Source organism: Microbispora sp. NBRC 16548 (assembly GCF_030268985.1).
Classification (GTDB): Bacteria; Actinomycetota; Actinomycetes; order Streptosporangiales; family Streptosporangiaceae; genus Microbispora; species Microbispora catharanthi.
Genome location: NZ_BSSF01000037.1, coordinates 1 through 20,631, shown reverse-complemented (window position 1 = coordinate 20,631; position 20,631 = coordinate 1). Strand labels below are relative to the sequence as shown.

Below are 20,631 nucleotides of genomic sequence, written 5' to 3'. Positions count from 1 at the left end.
CACAACCGCCAACGACGTCACAGCGCCCTGGGGATGCGCACCCCGGTCGAATACGAGATGCTCTACGCAAACACCCAGCTGGCATGACGGCCAACCAAGCCAACTCCACAGAACCCGAGGCACATCATCAGCCTCCATCAATCCCGGCGCGGTTCACTATCGGGAGTCCGTTGACACATGTCTCGAGACCTCACACCGACAGTGGTCCGAGGAAACTGAAGCGTTGGCGGCACCGAAGTGATGCGAATCACTTCTGATGACACCTCCCCACGGAAAGGGGACAGTGTTTGAGATCGGCAATGAGTGCGCTGGTGGCTTCGCCGCGTGGCGGCGAATGCGTGGACGGGACGGCGTGGAACACGCCAGACCGGCCTTTTCAGAACACCGCAAGCATGACCTGCTCGACGTAGTCCCACTCTCGGAGGTTGGCTGCCATCACTGGGAGGGCAACCAGCGGCCGGGTCATGCCCAGGATGAGTCGCCTCCGGCCGTTCTTTTTGACGACGTCCCCGCGTCCGGTGCTGGCATCGCCGGCATCAAGGAGAGTCTGCTGCGGACGGGCCCTGATGCCTAGTTCGGACAGCAGCGTGGCGATGACCCCTGTCTGCTCCCACCGCTGGAAGTGCCAATAGACCGTCTGCCAGGGCGGCAGGTCCCTGGGCAGGTATCGCCAGGGACAACCCGATCGCACCAGATACAGGATCGCGTTCACGATCTCACGTCGAGAATGCTTCTCTGGGCGCCCGTCCGCGTTGGGCGCCGGCAGCAAGACCTGGATCTGCTCCCACTGTCCATCCGTAAGGTCGGAGGGGTAACGGCGAGGGGACATACGCGCATTATGACGACTAATCCGGACCAAGTGGAAGATCGCCGCATCCGGGAAGTCGGCAACCTTCTCAAACACGCCCGCGCGTAGTCACACAGGGTGGTACCGCGCGACTGAACTGGCTGGCCACAGGAGCGGCGATCAACCGCGTGAACAGGCATTTTCCTTCTTCTTGTCACCCTGTCAGCCAGGTGGATGCTCACGCTTTGTCGATCTTGACATGCGTTTTTGACGTTGGCTGAATGCCATACCTATGCCTTTTTCGGGCTCGTATGGAAGTGAGTGTGCGTGACAGCGTTACCACCAAGGGCGGAGTTGCCCAGACAGCCACGTCCGAAACGCCGCGGCATCCCATTGCTGCGGACCACGGTCCTGTTCGTCGCCACGAACATGGCTGTCGGACTGGCCGCCATCCCATCCCGGGCAGAAGTGCCACAACCGGCCGCGCCCTCAAGTTCCGAAGCCACGGGGGCCAAGGGCGGTAGACGCGCCGTCGACCGGGTGATCGAAGAGGCCAAGACCAAGGCCCACAAGTCCGGCAAGAGGGTGGAGATCCCGGAACGCAACACCGAGACGGCCACGCTGTACGCCAACCCAGACGGCAAGACGCTCCGCATGGAGCTGAACCTGGAGCCGGTCCGGGTCAAGAACGCCGACGGCGACGGCTTCACCCCGATCGACACCACCCTGGTCGAAGCGGACGGCGTCATCAAGCCCAAAGCGGCCAAGGGCGACCTAACACTGTCGGCCGGTGGTGACACGACGGCGATCAAGAGCAAGGACCCGAAAACCGCCGCACGCGTCGGTGGACCCCGCAAGCTGCCCAAACCGAACCTCAAGGGCAACACCGCGACGTACCCGTCGGCGTACGGCAAGGGCATCGACCTGGTCGTCACCGCCACCCCGACCGGATTCCGGCAGCAGCTCGTCATCCGGAAACGGCCAGCCGAACCGCTGACCTTCCGCATCCCGGTGGATCTGCCCAAGGGGCTCTCGTTCGGCAAGGGCGACAAGGGCCAGCCGACGCTGAAGGGCACGGACGGCAAGCCGTTCCTCGACATCCGGCCGGCGCCGCTGCTGGACGCGGTCGCCGCGGACCCCAGCGGCGACCTCGACGCCGCCAAGGTCGGCAGAGCGGCCGTCACCCTGGACGGCTCGGATCTGGTGTACAGCCCGGACCCGGCCTTCCTGGCCGATCCCGCGACGGCATACCCGGTGACCATGGCCGCCGTCGATGACGACTGGTACGAGTGTGAAATCGACACGCCCTCCAGCACGTACTGCCCCGACGGGGTGAGCGCGCCGTACGACGGCGAGCCGATGGACACCTTCGTCAACAACGCGGACTACCCCGACAGCTGGTCCAACTTCAACCTCGACCGGATCCTGGTCGGCAAGTCCAACAACGGCGGGGTGCGCTGGCGCAGCTACATTCAGTTCCCGCTGCCCGCGAAGAGCGACCCGTTCTGGGGCTCGACGATCGAGAACGCTGACCTGACGCTGTGGAACCACATATCCAGCGACTGCGGGCTCCGTGTCGGGTCGGGCGTCACCGCCCGGCGCATCACCTCCGACTGGGACGAGCTGAACCTCACGTGGTCCAATCAGCCGTCGGTCACCAGCGTGGGCGCGAACACCGAGTACGGCGCCTACAACAGCGCCAACTGCAGCGGGGCGTACGCCTACGAGTGGGACCTCATCCACTCGGTCAACGGAATCGTGCAGGCCTGGGCTAACGGCGAGCCGAACTACGGCATCCAGCTCACGGCGGGCAACGAGTCCGACACCACGAACTGGCGCCGCTACCGCACCCGGGAGTCTACCTACCCGTACCCGGCGCACGCGCCCAGGCTCAGCGTGGACTTCGAACCACCAGCGCCGCCACATCAAGAAACGGTGGTTACCACCTCGCGTGAGCCGCTCACCTCGATCCCTGAATACGAGGAAGCTCTAACCAGGTCCGTTTATGTGCCGGAACCCGGCGAATCAGCCGACGCGCTGGACCCGAGCGATGAGCTGATCGCTGCCACCGAAAAGCACCCGGAGGGCCGACCTCGTCAACACCGACCAGCTCTCCCCCGAGCTGCCTTATCCCGGCGATAGCGAGGACACCAGCAATCCAGACGGTGAGGAGGACACGGCAGAGCCGCGGGTGGTGGCGACAGAGCCTGCCCAAGATGCCACCGATGTCGCCCTGGACGCCCAAATCCGGGTGACGTTCAGCGAGGAGGTCGCTGGGCCGAAGTTCTCGGTGAGAGGTGCCGAAGGCGTTGAGATTCAGGGCACGATCGAATCTGACAGCACCGGAAAGATCGCGACATTTACGCCCACGCAGCCACTTCGCCCCGGCACCAAGTACACCGTCGAGGTGTCGGAAGCGATCGACATGTGGGAGAACACGATGATTCCCCACACCTGGTCCTTCACCACGCTGCAGCAGGCTGCCGGCCACTGGAAGTTCGACGAGGGAAATGGCGGCACGGCTGCCGACTCGTCAGGCAACGATCACCACGCGAGCCTGAACGACACTGCGGTGTGGATCGCCGGAAAGAACGGGAACGCGGTCTCCAACGTGCCGTCGCAAGCGCGGATCGCCGCCTCCCAATCGGCGGCGAAGCAGGGCAAGGCGGTCGAGGTCGCCGACGAGACGACGGCGACCAGCATCACCTACGCCCAGCCGGATGGGAAGAGTTTCAAGACCGAGGTCACGGCCGGTCCGGTGCGTGTCAGGCAGGGCGACGGCTGGGTGCCGATCGACACGACTTTGGTCGAGCAGGGCGGCATGCTGCGGTCCAAGGCCCTCGCCGGGGGCGCGGTCGTGGAGCTCTCCCCCGGTGGCACACATCCGTTCGTGAAGATGACGGCGGATGGCAAGTCGTACGCGCTACGCTGGCCGACGCCGCTGCCCAAGCCGACCGTCAAGGGCAGTGTGGCCACCTACACCGACGCCGCGGGGGCCGGGGCTGACCTGGTGGTGACGGCGTTGCCGACCGGGTTCCGGCATGAGGTGGTGCTGCGGCAGCGGCCGTCGAAGCCGCTGGAGTTGCGAATCGGCGTAGATGACGACGGCCTGACCCTGTCCGAGGGCAAGGGCGGCCGACTGCTGCTGAAGGGCAAGAACAAGAAGCTGGTCGCCGCGGCACCGCCGGCAGCCGCGTGGGACAGCGCCAAGGGCCGGCCGGCCAGACGCGGTGCGGCCGCCAGCGACCTGGTCACCAAGGACGGGCGCACAGAGCTGGTGGTCGAGCCGGATCAGGCGTTCCTGGCCGACGCCGGCACCACCTACCCGGTGAGCGTGGCGGCGGCCGTCACCCTGCCGGACATGACCGATGTATGGATCTCCGACTACGGGACTCCCGGCTACAGCACCTACCGCAACAAGACGTTGTGGGTGGGCAGCTACGACGATGGCGTACCGGCGCCGCTGCTGGAGCGCGCCTTCCTGAAGTTCGACACCGCCGCGCTGGCCAACGTCAACGTGTCGGCGGCCACGCTCAGCATGCGCCGCACCGACGCCGTCGGGTGCGGCGACGCCCAATCCGGCATCAAGGCCCAGCGGGTCACCGCCGCCTGGACCGACGTCGAGCTGACCTGGGAGAACCAGCCCGGCACCACCACCGCCGGGGAAGCCGTCGCGAATGACGCCGCCACCTGTGGCGCCCCGGGCACGATGAACTGGGACCTCGCCGCGATGGCCCAGGCGTGGGCGTCCGGCAGCGCCAACCACGGGCTCATGCTGCGCGGCGTGGACGAGACCATGGAGGGCGGCCGGCCGCCGTACGACCGGGCCTTCGACTCCTTCAACGCCACCAACAAGCCCACGTTGAACGTCACCTACACGCTCGGCTCCACGCCCACCGTCGCCGGGCTGCAGCTCACTCCGGCCACCAGCGCCGGCGGGACGGTGACCGCCACCTCGCTCACACCACAACTGGCCGCCACCGTCAGCGACGCCGCCGGCGGCAATCTGACCGGCGCGTTCGAGATCGAGCACGACCCGGCCGTCACTGGCCAGGGCAGTGGCCAGATCTGGGCGGGCGGCTCTGCCGCCGTCGCCTCGGGCGGCCAGGCCACGGTCAGCGTCCCGGCAGGGAAGCTGACCGACGGGTGGAAGGTCCGCTGGCGGGCCCGGGCGGTCAACGCGGGTGCGTCGACCACGTCGGCGTGGTCGGACTGGCAGACCGCGACGATCGACGTGCCCAACCCCACGGTCGCTGCCTTCCAGGTCACCCCCTCCCAGGTGGTGGACGGCGGCACCGTGGCCACCAGCCTGACCCCGGCCCTGCACACCACCGTCACCGACCCGGCCGCGCAACCGCTGCGTGCCGAGTTCGAGGTCGAGCACGCCTCTGCCGCCGCCGGCCAGGGCATCGGCCAGATCTGGACCGGCAGCCTCGACAACGTCGCCTCCGGCACCCAAGCCACGGCCACCGTTCCCGACGGGAAACTGGCCGACGGATGGAAGGTGCGCTGGCGGGTCCGCGCAGTCAACACCGCCACCACGATCGGCTCACCCTGGTCGGACTGGCAGAACCTGACCGTCGACGTGCCGGACCCGGTCTCCGAACCGGCCGTGGGCGCGTTGCAGGTCACCCCGTCCGAGCAGGTGGACGGCACCACCGTCACCCCCACCCACACCCCCGCCCTGCTGGCCCAGGTGAGCGACCCCGCCGGCGGCGCACTGCGGGCCGAGGCCGAGATCGAGCACGACCCGGCCGCACCGCAGGAGCAGGGCAGCGGCCAGATCTGGACCGGTGGCACCGACAACGTCCCGCCCGGGACCCAGGCGAGCATCGCCGTCCCGGCGGACACGCTGGCCGACGGGTGGAAGGTGCGCTGGCGGGCCCGCGCGGTCTCGGCCACCGCCGCCTCCGCCTGGTCCGACTGGCAGTCCTTCACCGTCAGCCTGCCCAAGCCCACCGCCACCGGCCTGACCATCACCCCGTCGAAGGTGGTGGACGGCGTGACGGTGACCACCACGCTCACCCCCCTGCTGCAGGCAACCCTCACCCACCCGACCGGCCGGCCACTGCGCGCCGAAGCCGAGATCGAGCACGACCCGGCCGCACCCGCCGGACAGGGCACCGGCCAGATCTGGACCGGCGCCGTAGACAACGTCCAGCCCGGGATCCAGGCGAGCATCGCCGTCCCGGCGGACACGCTGGCCGACGGGTGGAAGGTGCGCTGGCGTCTGCGCGCGGTCACCGGCGACGTCTCCTCGGCCTGGTCGGACTGGCAGCAGGTCACCATCGACGTCACCCAGCCCGGCGAGGAGCCCCTGGCCCAGACCGCCGGACCGGTGATCCGCACCGACCAGAGCTTCACCGCCGCCGCCTGGCTGCGGTGGAGCGACAAGGAGGGCGACTACACCGTCATCGAGCAGAAGGGCATCCATCAGGCCCCCTTCCGGCTCGGCAACACCGCCGAGCACGGACTGGTGTTCACCTTCACCGACGCCGACACCGCGAACGCGACGGTGGAGGGCGTGCTGTCCGGTGTGGAGCCACCGGTCGGTGAGTGGTTCCACCTGGCCGGCGTGTACGACGCCGCAGCCAAGACCGCCTCGCTGTACCTCAACGGAACCCTCGTCAAGACCGCGCCCGTCAGCTTCGCCCCGTGGAACGCGGACACCGCCATGAGCCTGGGCAGCAAGGTGAAGGGCGACCTCGACGAGGTCCAGATCTACCAGCGACCTCTCAGCGCCGAGGATGTCACCGTCGTGATCACGTCGATCAGGGCCCCAGCATCTGTGGCTGCGCCGGCGGCGCAGAAGGAAGCCGCGAAGGCTCTGGCGGCAGCTGTACCGGGCTCTTTCGACTACCAGCGCATCAATCTGCAGACGTGTCAGGTCAGCCCCGGTGAGACTGGCTATGCGGAGTACGATGCCCGCATTCGTGAGCTGTCCTACAATTCGTGCTGGTCCGCGTACCTCCAGATTAATGATTACGAGGAGGACGATTCGACCGGGAAAATGAAGAAATCTACCTGTAAGAGCCTGTTCAAGAATAAGGTTAAGCAGTGGATCTGCAAGCAAGTTGAGGAGGCGTTCGATGAGGACTACGCCCTCCGCTTCCGCGCGACAACGGTTATCCACAGCTATCTCGGCGACTCGACCGGAAACGGGGTGGTCGGCGGCGCCGGAACCGGCATCAAACCGTCGGATATCAAGGTGTTCGTTCAGTTCGATGACTTCGCGATCGTCGATGAGGATGGTCACGTTGTCGTTCCTGCGGCAGAGCTGCGCGACCTGCCTATCACGGCGAGGGTGCGTGGCTTCGCGCAGGGATGGGAAGATGGCGACTGCGAATCTGGCCCGGACAAGAAGAAGGACATCACGAGCTGGGTCTCCAGCTCGTACGAAACCTTCAACGTTCGAGCAACGATCGACACGTCAAGCGTCTTCCTCTGCAGAATCATGCCGTATGCCGTCTTCCAAGAAGATTTGCTGGGGATGGATTATGACCTCGAGCTTCCTCTGTGGAGTCAGAAGGTTATAGCCGCGGACGGCAAAACGGTCGGTGTATTCCGCAAGGGAAGCGAACGACCCAGTGGCCACATGCGATATATCCCGAACTTCCGATGCGACAACAGGGTCTTCGGCGCCGGCAATTCGAATATTGAGGATCGCCGCGGCGGCTGCATCAACACCAGAGCAAAGCGCGTATTCGTCATGTCCTACAGCCGGAACGCGGAATTCGCGGAGGTCATCAAGCATATCCAAGACGCATTCACTCCCGGCTTTATGCCAACCTATCCGCCATACAGGCCAGGGACGAATTGGGATACGCCGTCGCAAGTGCCCACACGCAAGACGCTCGGCACCGAGCAGGCAAAGAGAATAACCGTCGGAAACTGGAGAACCAAGAGTGACCCACTGACAAAGCTTGCGCCTAACGCCCAGGACGTAAACAGGAAGCGATTCTCCAAGATCGAGATGCATATGGACGTGGGAAGCCTGGATCCACTGCTTCCGGAGATGCACTGGCTGATCCCAGGAAATACCCCGGAGGAGAAGGAAAAGAACCAGCACAGATTCTACATCAACTACTGCAAGTACTACGAGCCCGAAAAGTATCCGGCTCCGTACAGAGCAGACAAACTGCCTATAGGCGGACCCAACAGCTGTGACGAATATCCGTTCGCCGCAAGCAAGGAAGGGGCCGGCACCGCCCGGGGCAACTACTCTTTGCGAGCCCTGAACAAAGTCCACAACCGGCTGCAGGGAAACACAATTGGAAGATGGTACACAGAATATCGAGTTGGCGAAGGCAACTCTTATTGGGTGCTCATTGAGCCCTAAGATCTGAAGAGAAGGAAGTTCCAACAAAGGGTGATGAGAGGCAGCATGCCCGCTCTCGTCACCCTCCCTTCCGACTCCCACGCAACGGAAACCGGATAACTTATGACTCTTTTTCCTACAGAAAACCAACAACGCCTTCTGGTGGCGCACGGGCTCGACAGGTGGTTTGGCGCCCAATGGGTCAGCATTGAGGATGGTCACGAGGTGGCCCGGCGTCTGCACTTCCCGGCGGAGACGATAGAGACCTGCGACTTTCAAACCGCTATGAGGTCATACGATCCTTTGGGCTCTGCGCAGCGGGTTTGGATCACGTCACATGCACCCGGCTGGTCCCATGTCCTTCTCCTCAGTGGCGGGCAGGCGTCGTCCGCGGAGGAGCTCAGCCGCCATGGCCAGCGCGTGTTTGAACTTTCATACGTCGGCGAAATCGAGGAACTTGATGAGCCGATCTACACCCACGACGGTGAGTACAGAAGCATCTTTGACGAGGCCGAGTATGAGGCCTATCGGACAAACCTATCAAACGACAACACGATGCCGGTATCAGACCTGGAGCAACTTCTGATCATTATAGGAAGAATCACAGGGCGTTTCCTCGACCAGGACTGGGTTTCATCACAGGGGCTCTTGTGTGTCATTCCATGATGCTGGCGTAATGACTAGTGAACGGATCCAAGTGGGGCGATTAGGCTGATAAGAATCGGCCAGTCCAGGCCAGCGGCCACTGTGCGCTCCAGCTGGGTGCCCGCCCGCATCGGCCATTTCGGTACTCGTGTCACGCCCTTCGTCCTTGCATAGTGACAAGTTGCGAAAGCCCCGTCGGATGTCGTTTCGGCGGGGCTTTCCGGGGGCGAACCCCTGATCACGGGTGTCCGTTATACCGAGTCAACCCACGACGCTGCCGTACTGCCATGACCGCGCTGACGGGGACCCTGAGGCGTTCGATGTGCGCTGCGATGCCGTCGTTCGATTGATTGCGATCGGCGGGGCCTGGCGCACGAAAGGTGCGGGCACCTCCCCGACATGTTTGGCGGAGTCGACGCCGGAAGGGAGAGGCGGAGCGGGTGCGAGCCGTACGCGCACTTCCACGGCCACCGCTCCCTCTGGCGCAAAGGCTCGATGCACCCGAGTACGTTGGAGGTGATCTCATCCAGTATGAGCGGGGACTCGCAAACCGTACTAACAGGTTTGGCGGCCGCCGCGTCCTTGGCCACGTTCGAGGCGGGCAGCACTGATGATGAAGTCGGCGACGAGCCGACGGCCTCCGTCGGACATTTCAACCAGGGCTCGGAGCGCCTCACGGTTGAGGCCGGACTCGCCGATTAAAGAGGACGCCACTACCTGGTCGGCCGTCGCCTCGGCCTCCTCGTCATCGCCGAAGTAGCCGATCGGCACACCGAAAAACTTCGCCAGCGCCTTCAACGTCTTGAGCTGGGGGTTGTCCGACCTGCCCGTCCGCAGCTTCCAGATCGTCGTCGAGGACAGCTCCTCCCCCGTCGCCTCCGAGATCGCCGCCGCCGCCTCGAGGTTGTTCTTCGGCGGCCGGCTACCCGCTGGCCAGCGGTTCTGGATCAACCACTCGATCTTGTCGGCGAGAGACCGCGTGGTATTCGCCGCACTTCGGTCGTCAGCCACTGCTCACCACATCAAGTTGGAGCGACACGCGCCCTGCTTCATCGCTTTTAGTTGACAGTCGGTGACGGAGAGTGCCTATCCTGCTCTCGTCATCAACTTTAGTTGATGGAGTCCGCCTCTCCACGCCCGAAGGTTACCGATGCGAGCCACACCGATGCGAGCACCTGACGAGAGCAAAGCTCGTCACGAACGACTCGTCCGCCTCGGCCTTGAGGTCAGCCGCCACCGACCGGCCCGGCTGATCCGCCGCCGCAACGGGCAGTGGGCCCTCACCGTCGGCACCGAGACTGTCTACTGCGCGGGCGCCGAAGGCGTCTACGCCTACGTCACCCATCACGGCCTGATCCTCTCCCCCGCCAACGACGAGGGCGTCACCCGAGCCGCGACCCACCTTGCAAGAGGTGGCGCTCGGTGACCCGCAACCTCACCCGGGCCGTCGCTCTGGCCGCCTGCGTCGTGGCTCCGCTCGTGGTCGCCCTGGCCGTACTGGGCGGGATCGGTTCCTTCGCCACCCTGCGCCACCTCGCCGAGCCATGGTTCGGCCCCCAGGCGTGGATCGTCCCGATCGGCATCGACCTCGGCATCCTCGCCCTGCTGGCCTGGGACCTCCTCATGGAGTTCGCCGACCTACCCTGGCCGGTCCTGCACTGGATCGCCTGGACGTTCATCACCGCCACCGTCATCCTCAACATCTCCGCCGCACACGGCGACCCGATCGCCGGCCTGATGCACGCGGCCATGCCCGTCCTGTTCGTCACGGTGATCGAGGGAATCCGCCACCTCATCCGCCGCTGGGTCGGCCTGGCCACAGGCACCCGGCGTGAGCGAGTACCTCTCTCACGCTGGCTCCTCGCCCCGATCTCCAGCTTCATGCTCTGGCGACGCATGGTCCTGTGGAACGTCACCAGCTACCCCCGCGGCCTCCAGCTCGAATACCTCCACCTCGAAGCCGTCTCCGCGCTCCACCAGGCGCATGGCCGCTGGCTGTGGCGATGGAAGGCACCCCTGTCCGAGCGGACCGCCGTACGACTTCAACTCGCGGGCGCGGCCTTTCCCACTCCTCAGATTCCGCAGCAGCAGGACTCCGACGACCAGCTCATTCAGGCGGCTCAGGCCATCGTCGCCAGGGCCGAGCAGCGTGGCGTACGGCTGAGCCAGATGGACCTGGCCGCCCAGCTCCGCGCCCAGGGCCACCGCATCGCCAACGAGCGCCTGCGCTGGCTGGCCACCGCCATCGGGCTCCGCCGCGAGCCGGTCTAAGGACACGACCTCATGCTCCTCGCCATCCACGAGCACGCCGAACGCTTCTTCCAAGCCCACCTCCCCACCAGCTGGGTCCCCGACTACCTGCGCCAGCGCGGACTCGACGACCACGTTCAGCGTCAGTGGCGCATCGGCTACGCCCCGAACGAATGGCGAGCGCTGACCAGACACCTGCGCAGTCTCGGCTTCCCCGACACCGCGATCGAGGCCTCCGGCCTGGCCCGACGGACCACCCGCGGCATGCTCATCGACTTCTTCCGCGACCGGGCGATGTTCCCCATCACCGAGCGCGACGCGACAACGATCGCCTTCATCGGCCGCAGCCGTACCGGCGAGCCCAAGTACCTCAACAGCCCGAACACCCCTGTCTACGGCAAGGGACGGGCGCTGTTCGGCCTGCACATGCTCAGCGCCGGGGCCAGACCGGTCATCACCGAAGGCACCCTGGACGCCATCGCCATCACCGCCGCCGGCCAGGGCCGCCTGGCCGGGCTCGCCCTGTGCGGCACCAGCCTCACACCCGACCAGGTCAGGACTCTCGACGCAGCCGCCGACCTGCGCACCAGCGGTGTGCTGGTCGCCTTCGACGGCGACCGCGCCGGGCAGCAAGCCGCGGCACGCTCCTACTCGCTGCTCAAAGACGCCGGTACGGCGGAAGCCCTCGTGCTCCCATCGGACTGGGATCCGGCGGCGGTGCTGGGCGACGCCGGCCCCGAAACTCTCGCGGCGCTGCTTCGCGTGCGGGTACGGCCACTGGCCGACCTCGTGACCGACGCCGCCATCGAGCCATGGCTCGACTCCCTGCAGTACGCCGAAGGGCGCGTCCGCGCACTCCGCGCCGCCGGCGCGGCGATCGCCACGATGGCGCCCCGTGACGTCGCCCGGCAGGTCGCCCGCGTCGCCGCACAGCTCAACTTCGACCACGCGACCGTCACCGAGACCACCACCGATTCGGTGACCGCCCGGCTGGCCCTCGCCGACTTCCCGGCAGCGCCCACACCCGGCAACACGACCACACGCTCGGGCGAGAGGAGAGCGAATGAACGACCACTACGCGGACCCACTCCGTGAGGCAGCCGCCCACGGAATGCAGAAGGTGGTGCAGGTCGCCCCCACTGCCGCGGCGGCGGTTCAGGTCTGGCTGCACATGAAGGCTCAGCGCGTACGCGAACAGGCCGAGCGGGAGCGCCAGACGACAGACGCCCTCCGCGCCAAGCAACGCGCCGCCCATCGGGCGGCACGCCTGCAGTGGCTGCCCGCCAACGACCCGGCATGGCTGCGCACCGCTGACCTGCTGCAGGTGAGTCGCGCGTGGGGGGCCGCCCTGCCGTACTCGACGAGCGACGCGGGCGCTGAGCGTGCACTGCTGAGGTGCGAGAGCCGGCTGCGCGAGCTCCATCCGTACGCCATGAATCGCTATGACCGGCTTCGGGTCGAAGGACATGCTCCCGAAGCGGCCATGCGGAAGGTCGCCCCGCTGTTCGCCCGAGAGCCACGCCCGCGAACTGGATATCCAGCGTCCGTTCGGCCACAGCTACCTCCGGCCGTAGGGCTCGCCCAGGAGGACTTCCCCCACACCATCGACAAGGTCGTCGCAGCCTGCGGCAGCACCAGGACGAACGCGGGAGCTACGGCGAAGCCAGCGCGGACAGCTACCCTCAATCGCCATCCGTGATCGGTCGATTACGGAAGGATGTTAGAAGTGGACGCTCTCGCGCACAGCTACCTGTTCTGGATCGGCCTGATCCTGCTGCTCGTTGTGCTGTACCTCCTGCCCACGCTGATCGGGCTCTCACGCGGCGTAGAGAACGTCCTTCTACTCATAGCGTTCAACTTCTTTGGCGGCCTCACCTGCATCGGCTGGCCGGCAGCGCTCTTCCTGGCCTTCGCGCTGCCCACGCGCCATGACCGCCAATAGCGTCCGTCAATCACCGCCGGCCAGATGCCGGGCGGCCTCGGTCTGGGCGCAGATCGCCAGGCGATGTGTGGTCCAGGCGGGGGCCGAGCGTCCTTCCAGATTCAGGATGATGCCGGTTTCATCGACAGTGCAGGTGATGCCGTACGGCCAGTCGCCGAGGAAGACCCCCAGAATCAGATCTTCCGTACCGCCCTGGACGATTCGGTGCAGCCGCTCAGCTGCGGCACCCGGCGAGGCGATGAGGAACAACCATGACTGGCCCTCCGGGACTCCCGCGTCCGTACGCTGCCCACTTCGCCTGACGATCTCCACATCCAGCTCGGTCACCACCTCCTGCAAGGTGTCGAGCACTACGAGCCGCGGGTTCGCCGCGTGTAGCGCTTCCTCGCCGAACAGGCGCACCGCGTCTTCGCGCGGCACGAGTACGCGAGCCGCCATATGACGCCCGGCCAGCAACTCCAAGACCATCGCACGCGTCACGTTCTCCGCGCCCGGGCCGGTGAGTCCCGTCCCGTTCATTGCCGCCAGCGCGACGAGGTAGCCCAAACTCGTCGACTCCTGTTCGAGCATGAAGTCGAGCGTTGAGACGGGCGTTTCATCGTCGGCCCTTATGACGGTGACCGACTCTTGCGAGGCTTCCACCGGTGGGAACGGCAACGTGTCCCTCACCTCGCCGTAGCGAACCAGTCGATCGCCCTGCCTGGTCAGACGGGTACGCCGCCACCACATCACAACAGCACCGAAGCACTGACGTCGTCGGTGGTAGGCGATGGCGAGCACAAGCAGCGCGGCGAGGCCGACGGGAATCGTCAGGGGCATCGTCGACGCCGACGACTCCAGAGCGGCGTTGGCTGCGTAGGGAGCCGGCTGATGCATTGCAGTAGGCGTCGGCCGCAGCGCCGGGGTCCTCTTTGGCCGCGTCAAAGGCTTGGCTGAGGGCGTTCGAGCGACGATTACCGTTGGCCGGTGGCCAAGCCCGCGTCTCGCCATCACTTCCTCAGTCACCAGCGGCTTCTCCCCCGTGGCCGTTGCTGCCGGGCTCGCCGCAGGATGGTCTGGCATCCGCTGGTGATCGCGCCGGGGTCGCTTCCGGACGTGATGCTTCTCCGCTTCAGGGTCACGGCTTAGGGATGCCGCCGTTTCCAGCTTCCCGGGACTCTTTGTAACCATGGGAGAAGGTGCGGCGGCTGGAGCAGTTGCCGACTGCTGCGGGACCTGCGGAAGTCGTACGACCTGTTGGGGCTGCTCCGGGGCTGGCTGCGAAGCCTGCCCACGCCACGAGTCCCGTACGGCGCGGCCCACGTCGATGCTGTTGCCGGCGAGCCAGTTCTGCACCTCGCGCTGCATGGCCGCACACAACTTCGTGTTGTCGACGTACCGGCCTGCCGTACCGGTCAGGTGCGGGCACCCGGGCGGCGGGTCCGCCTGAGCCGTCCCCGCCACGGTCAGCGCTGCGGCGCCTGCCAGCACTCCTGCGGCAGCCGACCGCCACATCGCCGTCCGGCCTCGGAACGGATTGCTGGCTGTCACGACGGCACCCCGGGTCGATCACGAAGCGAAGATGATCAACCACGATAGGCAGCTGCGCCGGTGCAACAGCGCAGCTCAGAGCCGAGTCGCACGAGCAAAATAACGATCTTCCAGCTACCTGTGCCGAGGTGACGCAGACGGTGCCGATGGACCGGCAGAGCGCCCGGACGAGCGCGGATTCTGGCCGGTATCCGCGCCGAGCGGCCTGGCGACGGGTTGTGGGAAATCCGCCGCGGCCAGCCGTACCGGGGCACCCGCCGTAGGTGACGCCACGGCGAGGTGTTGGGCTGCCGCTCGTGCCGCGACCGCCTGGGCCATCCTTCCCTGGGCCGTACGGAGTTCGGCCACGGCGGCGACGAGCGCCGAAATGTCGGCGATTAGCGATCCTCCTGAGCCTCGCCTCCCGGCAGCGAGCCTTCGCGCGGCCCTGCGCAGCTCCAGCCCTGCTCGTGTCGGGGGCGGAATCCGTGCGTACGGCTCCCGCGCGGCGCGGTCGAATGCCTCCGCGGCATTGCGAAGCCGCTGGTCCTTCAGCAGGCGTGCCGCAACATGCAGCAGGTCAGAGGTAGCGCCCGGCACGTCCGCCGCGCCGCCCGGTTCGCCGGCTGTGGCTTCACGCAACTGCGCGGCGGCCTGACGGGCAGCCGTCGTCACCAGCTCCCAGATCTCCCGGCGTTCGTCCGCGCCCGTACCGTCGGGGTGGTGATCGCTTCCGCTGCTCCACCGCGCACGGAGTTTCGGAAGAGTGAGGTCGGCGGCGAGCCTGCCACCGCCGAACCACACCAGCTCGCCGGCGCGGTTGCGATGCTTCGGCAGCGCCACCGCGTACCCCGTCACCTCGCCGGGATTGCGCTGGCTCAGTCGCTGCCGCACCAGCACGCCTGCGGCGTCCAACGACCGGAAGAACTCCTCTTCCGAGGCCGCTGCGGCGGCTGCGGTGACGACGTGCTGCCGTAGCACCGTCCGCGGCACCTCGTCCCACCCGCGCCGCCGGGTCTGTTCCGTCTCGCTGCGGGTCGGCCGGCGCGCCGCCGTCCGGTCCCCCGGGGCCGTCATGCGCAGGGCGTACCGGCGCTCGACGGCTTGGCAGGCCTCCCGTACCCGGTAGAAGTCGTTCCAGGTCCGGGGCTTGGTGCCGTCCTGGCGGGCGAGCGTAGCGACGATATGGATGTGGTCGTCGGCGTGCCGCACGGCGACCCAGCGCACGCCGTCGTCAGCGTCGGCCGGCGCGAGACCGGTGCGGGTCATGATCTCCTGGGCGACCTGCGCCCACTCGTCATCACGCAGGATGCGGTCCTGGCGTGCGGAACGGGCGACGCAGTGCCACACCGGCTCTGCGTAACCGCGCTCCCCCAGCGCGGCGAGTGGCTGGTTGAGCAATCCGATCAGATTCCGGAAATCCCGGCCGCCTTCCGGGCGGAGCGACGGCTCCAGCTCGGCCGGATGCCGCCACCCGGCGACGATGTGCGGGTTGACGTGCTCGTTGGCCCGGCCCGGGCCGTACAGGTAGTACAGCAACCCGCCGACGCGGCGCCCGCGCATCACCTTTCCGATCACCGGATCGCCTTCCGGACGCCTTCCGCGATTCCGTCCAGCCGCTGCACCGCACACAAGCACGCGGCGGCGTACGGAACGAGGTTGCCGGGATCGGCGCCGGTCGCGTTAAGCGCAGCGACGGCCTGGTTGAGGTTGACCCCGATGCGGCGCACCTGGTCGGCGGCGTGCATCAGCTCGATCAGGGCCTCGCGCAGCGGGTCGGGCATCGGTGGGTTCACCATCCGCGCCGCCGCGAGGGCCGCCTCCGCCGCGTACGCCCCGTGCGCCAGCCCAAGGCGTTCGGCGGCCGTGCGAAGGTCGGCGTACTCCTCCTCGGTCAGCACGAACTTCACCACGTGCGGCCGTGGCACCGCCTGGCGTTGACGCCGCCGCTGCCGCACCTGCTTGGACCCCGTGCTGGACCCGGTGTCCTCTCCCCCAGCGGACACGCTCATGACCACTCCCCCGACGACCGCGCCCGGTCGCAATCAATCAGAACCCACCCCCGCAGCAGCGGCAGGAGTGGGGGTTCTGATCACGAATGTCCCCCGCTGCATCCCGCTGGATGCAGCGGTAATGGGACATTACGAATATCCCGCTCTGTGGGCCTCAGACTGCGGGTGCAGCGCCGTGAGCCGACTGCCGCCATTCCAACGCCTCGGGCACGTCGCGGTACTCCAGCAGGTGCTGGCCGGCGATCTTCTCCAGCAGGTCGCGGACCTCCGCTGGTGTGGCGTAGTAGAACTCCCGGCGAGGGTTGACCTTGTTCACGCGCCGCTCGCGCAGTTCGCGTTGATGTCCTGCCCGGTCACAGCTGCCTCGCCAGCTCGGCGACCTTGACGGCCCCGGTGCCGTCCGTGCACAGGTACACGGCGGGCAGCGACCGCGGCGACACCATCCGGTGCAGCCCGTCGTTCGTCTTCGGGTTGACCGCCTCCACCCGCACGTGCGAGCCGAGGCGCGGCGACTCCGGCACCGACCGCGGCTACCGCACCGAGTGGTCCGCGTACGTGACGGGCCGCGGCAGCGCCGCCGCCCTGGACGAGGCGCGGGCCGTGGCGGTCGCCGCCGTCGGCGTCTACATGCTCGACCTGGCCGACCTGATCCAGCAGGCCCGGGGCGACGACGCGACGACCATGCGCGCCATGGCCGGCCTGCTGCAGGCCAAGGCCCGCATCAGCCCCGCCGAGCTGGTCGCGCAGGCGGACCTGGCCGAGCGCCTGGCCCGCGTGGAGGAGGTCGACGCGCCATGACCGCGCACATCCTGGTCAGCTGCCCAGATCACCGCACCTACGCCGGGTGCGACGACGACGCCTGGTACACGGTCGAGACGGCGGCCGCCGCGCTGGCCCTGCACGAGGCCCGCTTCCCCAGCACCACCGCCCGGAAGACGGCGCGAGTGTCGATCGGCTGCGAGATCGGCGGGTGCCACAACCACATCTACGTGACCGCCACCAGCGTGACCGAGGCCCGCGCCCTGGTGTCGGAGCACAACGAAGGCTGGTACCAGGCGCGGCGGGCGGGCGGGCGGCTCGTCGACGGCTGCCAGTGGCACCTGGGCGCCTGCTGCATCCACCACGCCGCCCTCCATCCCGACAGCCCCACCCATGACCGGTCGGCGGTGCTGCCTGCCGTCGGCCAGCCGACGCCCGGCCCGGAGCCGGTGCAGCTGGACCTGTTCGCCCCGAGGGCGGCATGACCGTCCCCAACGAGAAGGGAGGCCCCCGCATGGGGACTCTGCCGAACATCACGACCATGCGCCCCGCCGACGACGACGCGCGGCGCAGGCAGTCGCGCGCCGCGCTGGTCCTGGCCGACCTGCTGGCCGAGGACTTGCCGGAGCTCGTCTGGATCAACCCGCCCCGGGAGGTGGCGGTGCCGTTCCTGCGCGGGGTGGTGCCGGGCACGCCGCGCGACGACGCCGGGTTCGCCGAGCACGCCGCCGCCGTCCACGCCTGGGCGGGGTTCCTGCAGGCCGACCCGGAGTGGGTGCCGCTGCACGACGGAGGGCCGTGCAACTCCGGGGGCGAACTGACCGTCACCGGCTGGCACATGGGCGTCAAGGTGACGGTGCGGGCGTGGCTGCCCGCCGCCCCGGAAGGCGGCCCCCGGTGACCGCGCCGGTGACCGCGCCCCGCGCGGGGGACGACTGGCTGCAGTCGGTGCGGCGGGAGCGCGCCCTGGCCGGTGTCGCCGCCGCCCGCCGCCCGGGAAGCCGGCGCTACGTGGGACGAGGTCGCGCAGCGGCTCGGCATCAAGCAGCCGAACGCGGTTCAGTACGCGAGGAGTGCACCGACCGCCTACTGATCTTCGACCGCGGCCATGCCGAGAAGATCCTCCACGACTACGCCCGCCACTTCAACGGGCATCGACCGCATCAGGGCCGGAACCAGCTCGCGCCTCTGGACGGCCCGAACGTCGTACCCTTCCCGGCAACCCGGATCGAACGCCGACAAGCCGTCGCAGGCCTCCTGCACGAGTACCACCGTGCAAGTTGATCACTGAGCAAACCCCAGCTCACAGGCTGTGCAGCCATTCTGAAGCGGTACGGGCGTCACGGGCGCCCGCGGTGCCCGACGTGAGCAAGCGCCGGTATGGCCGGCGCCGCCGAAAGATCTGATCAAGCGGCTCTTAAGCCGCCGTCAAGGTTCGTCAGTCCGGATGAAAGTGCCCTGCCGTACATAAGAGGTGCCTCACTACACGACTGTGAAAGGACACCCGATGCGCCGCGCAACACTCACCGCTCTGACCGGCGTCACGATTCTGGCGGCGGGGCTCGTTCCTCTCACGGCGACACCCGCCAATGCCATGCCCGCCGGATGGTTCCATCTCCGGGGCACCACGAAGGACAAGACCGCCCCCTTCGCCCTTCGCTCAATGGACGTGCAATGGGCCCCAGACGGCAAGATCAATGGATTCGTTCGGTTGAACGCGAGCGGGTTCGCCAAAGATTCGCAGCTCTGGAAGGTGAGGTTTCCCAGAACTGGCAAAATAGGCGAGGTCAAACTGGAGAACAAACTGACGGGACAATGCATCGCATTTGGCGCCGCGTCCTCGCCGGACGGCGGTAATGCAGTGGTTCTCGGGCCGTGCAGTGGCAACACCGTTTGGATGGCCGTCCCGATGGGTGTCAACAAGTACGTCTTCCGCTCCCGCGCCTACTACCCCGATCACCCGTTCTGCCTGAGTAAAAGCACGGCGGGCAGCCCGGAGTTCCTCAGACTCAAGATCTGCAGCGACAACCGCTTCACTCCTGAGATGGTCTGGGAAGCGTACAGCGGGGGGTAGAAACGACACGGCACGGAATACCGCTCGCAGCGGCCCGCCGTCGCATCGTCCGAGGCCGGGCGCCTGGCCAGTGCGGGACACGCACGCCGCAACCCCGCCGACCCCTCGGTCCCCGAAATCGGCGACGAACTCGCCACGGCCCGCGCGCTTGCCGACTTGACGGACAAGCTCCTGGTCATCACGTCCAAGGACATCGCCCAGGTCGCCCCGCCCGCTGAGCGGAACAGTCTGTGGTAGCCGGCAGCCGCGCCATTGTCCGGGAGCGCGGGTCCGGCCTGCCTGGATCACGGGCCCATGTTGCACTCCGCCAGTGATCATGTTGTGTACCTCCCTTAAGGGCCACGCCTCCGGCGTACACCTTCCGCTGCGGAGACTGACGCTCTTGTCGATCTTGCGACCACGCTGGGACTGTACCGAGCCGACCTGGACCGGCTGCACCGTCACTATCTCACCGCGATCGCCCGGGCCGCCCTGGCCGACGGCGTGGTGGCTGAGGCCGAGCGCCAGGAGCTCAACCTCGTCGCCACCCTGCTCCATCTGCCGCTCGAAGCCGTCGAGGACGCCCCGACTGATGCGGCCAGAACTCCCAGCGCCCGACGAGCCGGTTCGAACTGCCGCCGGGCGCTCTCGTCGTCTTCACCGGCGACGGAAAGGCCCGTAAGGCTCGCGCATACGGGATTCCTATCGTGACTCCTGACGCCTTACGCCCGGATGCTTGGGTGAGCACGAAAGCGAACGCCTTTACGTCGTAGATCAAAATGACCCCTGGTTGTGAGCTACCCGTTGAACATTCGCGTCCCGGACCGACGTCGGTGAGCCGGAACACGCGACAGCCTGCGGCAATGACGGGCAGCGGGGTGTCGGAAACTGACGGCTCGTCCGAGCAACAAACGAGCAACGAGAAACAGAAAAGCCGTGATCACCCTCGCGTGATCACGGCTCCGACCTGCTAGAACAGTGTCGGGACGGCGGTGTTCTGGTTCAGGACATAGGAAACGGGTGTCTCGAGACATAGGAAACTCCGGCGGAGCATGTCTCCGGAGATAGGAAACACGGAGAGTTAGGACCTGCGGGCGGCCGACAGTCAGCCCGTGTCGAAGGCCAGACTCATCATCACGGCGGTCGTCGTCGAGGGCCGCTCACAGGCAGAGGTCGCCCGCTCCTACGGCGTCTCCAAAGGCTGGGTGTCCAAGCTCGTTGCCCGCTATCGGCAGCAGGGCGAGGACGCCTACGAACCCCGATCCAGACGACCCAACACCTCACCGACCGCGATCGACGCCGCCACCGTCGAACTGATCCTCCGCCTGCGCAAGGACCTGTCCGGCCAGGGCCTGG

The 20,631-nt window shown here is 67.1% G+C and carries 20 protein-coding genes and 1 pseudogene; 15 read left to right on the top strand and 6 right to left on the bottom strand.

Annotated features, from left to right (window positions below; genetic code table 11):
- Positions 1 to 376: 376 nt before the first annotated feature.
- Positions 377 to 829, bottom strand: coding sequence for a transposase (locus QSK36_RS42585; RefSeq protein WP_285786382.1), 453 nt, complete (start codon positions 827 to 829; stop codon positions 377 to 379).
- Positions 830 to 1,327: 498 nt separating this feature from the next.
- Between QSK36_RS42585 and QSK36_RS42580 the strand changes: the two genes are divergently transcribed.
- The 3 genes from QSK36_RS42580 to QSK36_RS42570 all read left to right on the top strand — a co-directional run bounded on the left by QSK36_RS42580 (position 1,328) and on the right by QSK36_RS42570 (position 8,771).
- Complete coding sequence (locus QSK36_RS42580; protein ID WP_285786380.1) at positions 1,328 to 2,929, top strand: DNRLRE domain-containing protein; 1,602 nt, start codon at positions 1,328 to 1,330, stop codon at positions 2,927 to 2,929.
- The gene (locus tag QSK36_RS42575; RefSeq protein WP_352241923.1) at positions 2,850 to 8,126 is read left to right on the top strand and encodes a DNRLRE domain-containing protein; all 5,277 of its coding nucleotides are present in this window, start codon (positions 2,850 to 2,852) and stop codon (positions 8,124 to 8,126) included. The genes QSK36_RS42580 and QSK36_RS42575 overlap by 80 nt, the downstream gene beginning before the upstream one ends.
- A 102-nt stretch (positions 8,127 to 8,228) precedes the next feature.
- On the top strand, positions 8,229 to 8,771 hold the full coding sequence (locus tag QSK36_RS42570; protein ID WP_285786379.1) for a hypothetical protein: 543 nt from the start codon (positions 8,229 to 8,231) through the stop codon (positions 8,769 to 8,771).
- Positions 8,772 to 9,305: 534 nt separating this feature from the next.
- Here the strand turns inward: QSK36_RS42570 and QSK36_RS42565 are convergent.
- Positions 9,306 to 9,761, bottom strand: coding sequence for a helix-turn-helix domain-containing protein (locus QSK36_RS42565; protein WP_285786378.1), 456 nt, complete (start codon positions 9,759 to 9,761; stop codon positions 9,306 to 9,308).
- A gap of 139 nt (positions 9,762 to 9,900) precedes the next feature.
- On the opposite strand from QSK36_RS42565, the gene QSK36_RS42560 reads away from it, so the two are divergent.
- Genes QSK36_RS42560 through QSK36_RS42540 form a run of 5 tightly spaced genes read left to right on the top strand, consistent with a single transcriptional unit; the run spans position 9,901 to position 12,942 of the window.
- Positions 9,901 to 10,176 (top strand): hypothetical protein, encoded by a 276-nt coding sequence (locus QSK36_RS42560; protein WP_285786377.1) that lies wholly within the window; start codon positions 9,901 to 9,903, stop codon positions 10,174 to 10,176.
- Complete coding sequence (locus QSK36_RS42555; RefSeq protein ID WP_285786376.1) at positions 10,173 to 11,021, top strand: DUF2637 domain-containing protein; 849 nt, start codon at positions 10,173 to 10,175, stop codon at positions 11,019 to 11,021. The genes QSK36_RS42560 and QSK36_RS42555 overlap by 4 nt, the downstream gene beginning before the upstream one ends.
- Before the next feature lie 12 nt (positions 11,022 to 11,033).
- Complete coding sequence (locus QSK36_RS42550) at positions 11,034 to 12,095, top strand: toprim domain-containing protein (protein ID WP_285786375.1); 1,062 nt, start codon at positions 11,034 to 11,036, stop codon at positions 12,093 to 12,095.
- Positions 12,064 to 12,699 carry a hypothetical protein gene (locus tag QSK36_RS42545; RefSeq protein ID WP_285786374.1) on the top strand — a complete coding sequence of 212 codons (636 nt, stop codon included), beginning with the start codon at positions 12,064 to 12,066 and terminating at the stop codon, positions 12,697 to 12,699. Before QSK36_RS42550 ends, QSK36_RS42545 begins: the two co-directional genes overlap by 32 nt.
- Before the next feature lie 27 nt (positions 12,700 to 12,726).
- A complete protein-coding gene (locus QSK36_RS42540; RefSeq protein ID WP_285786373.1) occupies positions 12,727 to 12,942 on the top strand; it encodes a superinfection immunity protein in 216 nt (71 codons plus the stop codon).
- Positions 12,943 to 12,948: 6 nt separating this feature from the next.
- Here QSK36_RS42540 and QSK36_RS42535 read toward each other — a convergent pair whose 3' ends face one another.
- The 4 genes from QSK36_RS42535 to QSK36_RS42520 form a co-directional block, all read right to left on the bottom strand.
- Positions 12,949 to 13,761, bottom strand: a complete 813-nt coding sequence (locus QSK36_RS42535) for a hypothetical protein (protein WP_285786372.1) — start codon at positions 13,759 to 13,761, stop codon at positions 12,949 to 12,951.
- Between the two features lie 825 nt (positions 13,762 to 14,586).
- The gene (locus tag QSK36_RS42530; RefSeq protein WP_285786371.1) at positions 14,587 to 16,029 is read right to left on the bottom strand and encodes a relaxase/mobilization nuclease domain-containing protein; all 1,443 of its coding nucleotides are present in this window, start codon (positions 16,027 to 16,029) and stop codon (positions 14,587 to 14,589) included.
- On the bottom strand, positions 16,026 to 16,463 hold the full coding sequence (locus tag QSK36_RS42525; protein ID WP_285786370.1) for a plasmid mobilization protein: 438 nt from the start codon (positions 16,461 to 16,463) through the stop codon (positions 16,026 to 16,028). The genes QSK36_RS42530 and QSK36_RS42525 overlap by 4 nt, the downstream gene beginning before the upstream one ends.
- 154 nt (positions 16,464 to 16,617) lie before the next feature.
- Positions 16,618 to 16,779: a hypothetical protein gene (locus QSK36_RS42520; RefSeq protein WP_285786369.1), complete on the bottom strand. Its 162-nt coding sequence runs from the start codon at positions 16,777 to 16,779 to the stop codon at positions 16,618 to 16,620.
- An 86-nt stretch (positions 16,780 to 16,865) separates the two neighbouring features.
- Between QSK36_RS42520 and QSK36_RS42515 the strand changes: the two genes are divergently transcribed.
- From QSK36_RS42515 to QSK36_RS42485, 7 genes and pseudogenes are all read left to right on the top strand, one after another.
- Complete coding sequence (locus QSK36_RS42515; protein ID WP_285786368.1) at positions 16,866 to 17,261, top strand: hypothetical protein; 396 nt, start codon at positions 16,866 to 16,868, stop codon at positions 17,259 to 17,261.
- Positions 17,258 to 17,707, top strand: a complete 450-nt coding sequence (locus tag QSK36_RS42510; RefSeq protein ID WP_285786367.1) for a hypothetical protein — start codon at positions 17,258 to 17,260, stop codon at positions 17,705 to 17,707. Before QSK36_RS42515 ends, QSK36_RS42510 begins: the two co-directional genes overlap by 4 nt.
- A 29-nt stretch (positions 17,708 to 17,736) precedes the next feature.
- Positions 17,737 to 18,123 (top strand): hypothetical protein, encoded by a 387-nt coding sequence (locus QSK36_RS42505; RefSeq protein ID WP_285786366.1) that lies wholly within the window; start codon positions 17,737 to 17,739, stop codon positions 18,121 to 18,123.
- Positions 18,120 to 18,506, top strand: a complete 387-nt coding sequence (locus QSK36_RS42500) for an integrase core domain-containing protein (RefSeq protein WP_285786365.1) — start codon at positions 18,120 to 18,122, stop codon at positions 18,504 to 18,506. The genes QSK36_RS42505 and QSK36_RS42500 overlap by 4 nt, the downstream gene beginning before the upstream one ends.
- A 223-nt stretch (positions 18,507 to 18,729) precedes the next feature.
- Positions 18,730 to 19,296 (top strand): RICIN domain-containing protein, encoded by a 567-nt coding sequence (locus tag QSK36_RS42495; RefSeq protein WP_285786364.1) that lies wholly within the window; start codon positions 18,730 to 18,732, stop codon positions 19,294 to 19,296.
- A gap of 54 nt (positions 19,297 to 19,350) precedes the next feature.
- Positions 19,351 to 19,533, top strand: a pseudogene (locus QSK36_RS42490) (dsRBD fold-containing protein); the annotation flags it as partial.
- 854 nt (positions 19,534 to 20,387) lie between these two features.
- Positions 20,388 to 20,631, top strand: a 244-nt coding sequence (locus tag QSK36_RS42485; RefSeq protein ID WP_285786363.1) for a helix-turn-helix domain-containing protein, incomplete at its 3' end; no start/stop codon positions are given.

Coding starts and splice junctions, on each gene's coding strand:
- QSK36_RS42570 (WP_285786379.1), top strand. CDS start 8,229: ATGACTCTTTTTCCTACAGAAAACCAACAACGCCTTCTGGTGGCGCAC.
- QSK36_RS42510 (WP_285786367.1), top strand. CDS start 17,258: ATGACCGCGCACATCCTGGTCAGCTGCCCAGATCACCGCACCTACGCC.
- QSK36_RS42495 (WP_285786364.1), top strand. CDS start 18,730: ATGCGCCGCGCAACACTCACCGCTCTGACCGGCGTCACGATTCTGGCG.
- QSK36_RS42535 (WP_285786372.1), bottom strand. CDS start 13,761: ATGCCCCTGACGATTCCCGTCGGCCTCGCCGCGCTGCTTGTGCTCGCC.
- QSK36_RS42545 (WP_285786374.1), top strand. CDS start 12,064: ATGAACGACCACTACGCGGACCCACTCCGTGAGGCAGCCGCCCACGGA.
- QSK36_RS42505 (WP_285786366.1), top strand. CDS start 17,737: ATGGGGACTCTGCCGAACATCACGACCATGCGCCCCGCCGACGACGAC.
- QSK36_RS42585 (WP_285786382.1), bottom strand. CDS start 829: ATGTCCCCTCGCCGTTACCCCTCCGACCTTACGGATGGACAGTGGGAG.
- QSK36_RS42560 (WP_285786377.1), top strand. CDS start 9,901: ATGCGAGCCACACCGATGCGAGCACCTGACGAGAGCAAAGCTCGTCAC.
- QSK36_RS42550 (WP_285786375.1), top strand. CDS start 11,034: ATGCTCCTCGCCATCCACGAGCACGCCGAACGCTTCTTCCAAGCCCAC.
- QSK36_RS42525 (WP_285786370.1), bottom strand. CDS start 16,463: ATGAGCGTGTCCGCTGGGGGAGAGGACACCGGGTCCAGCACGGGGTCC.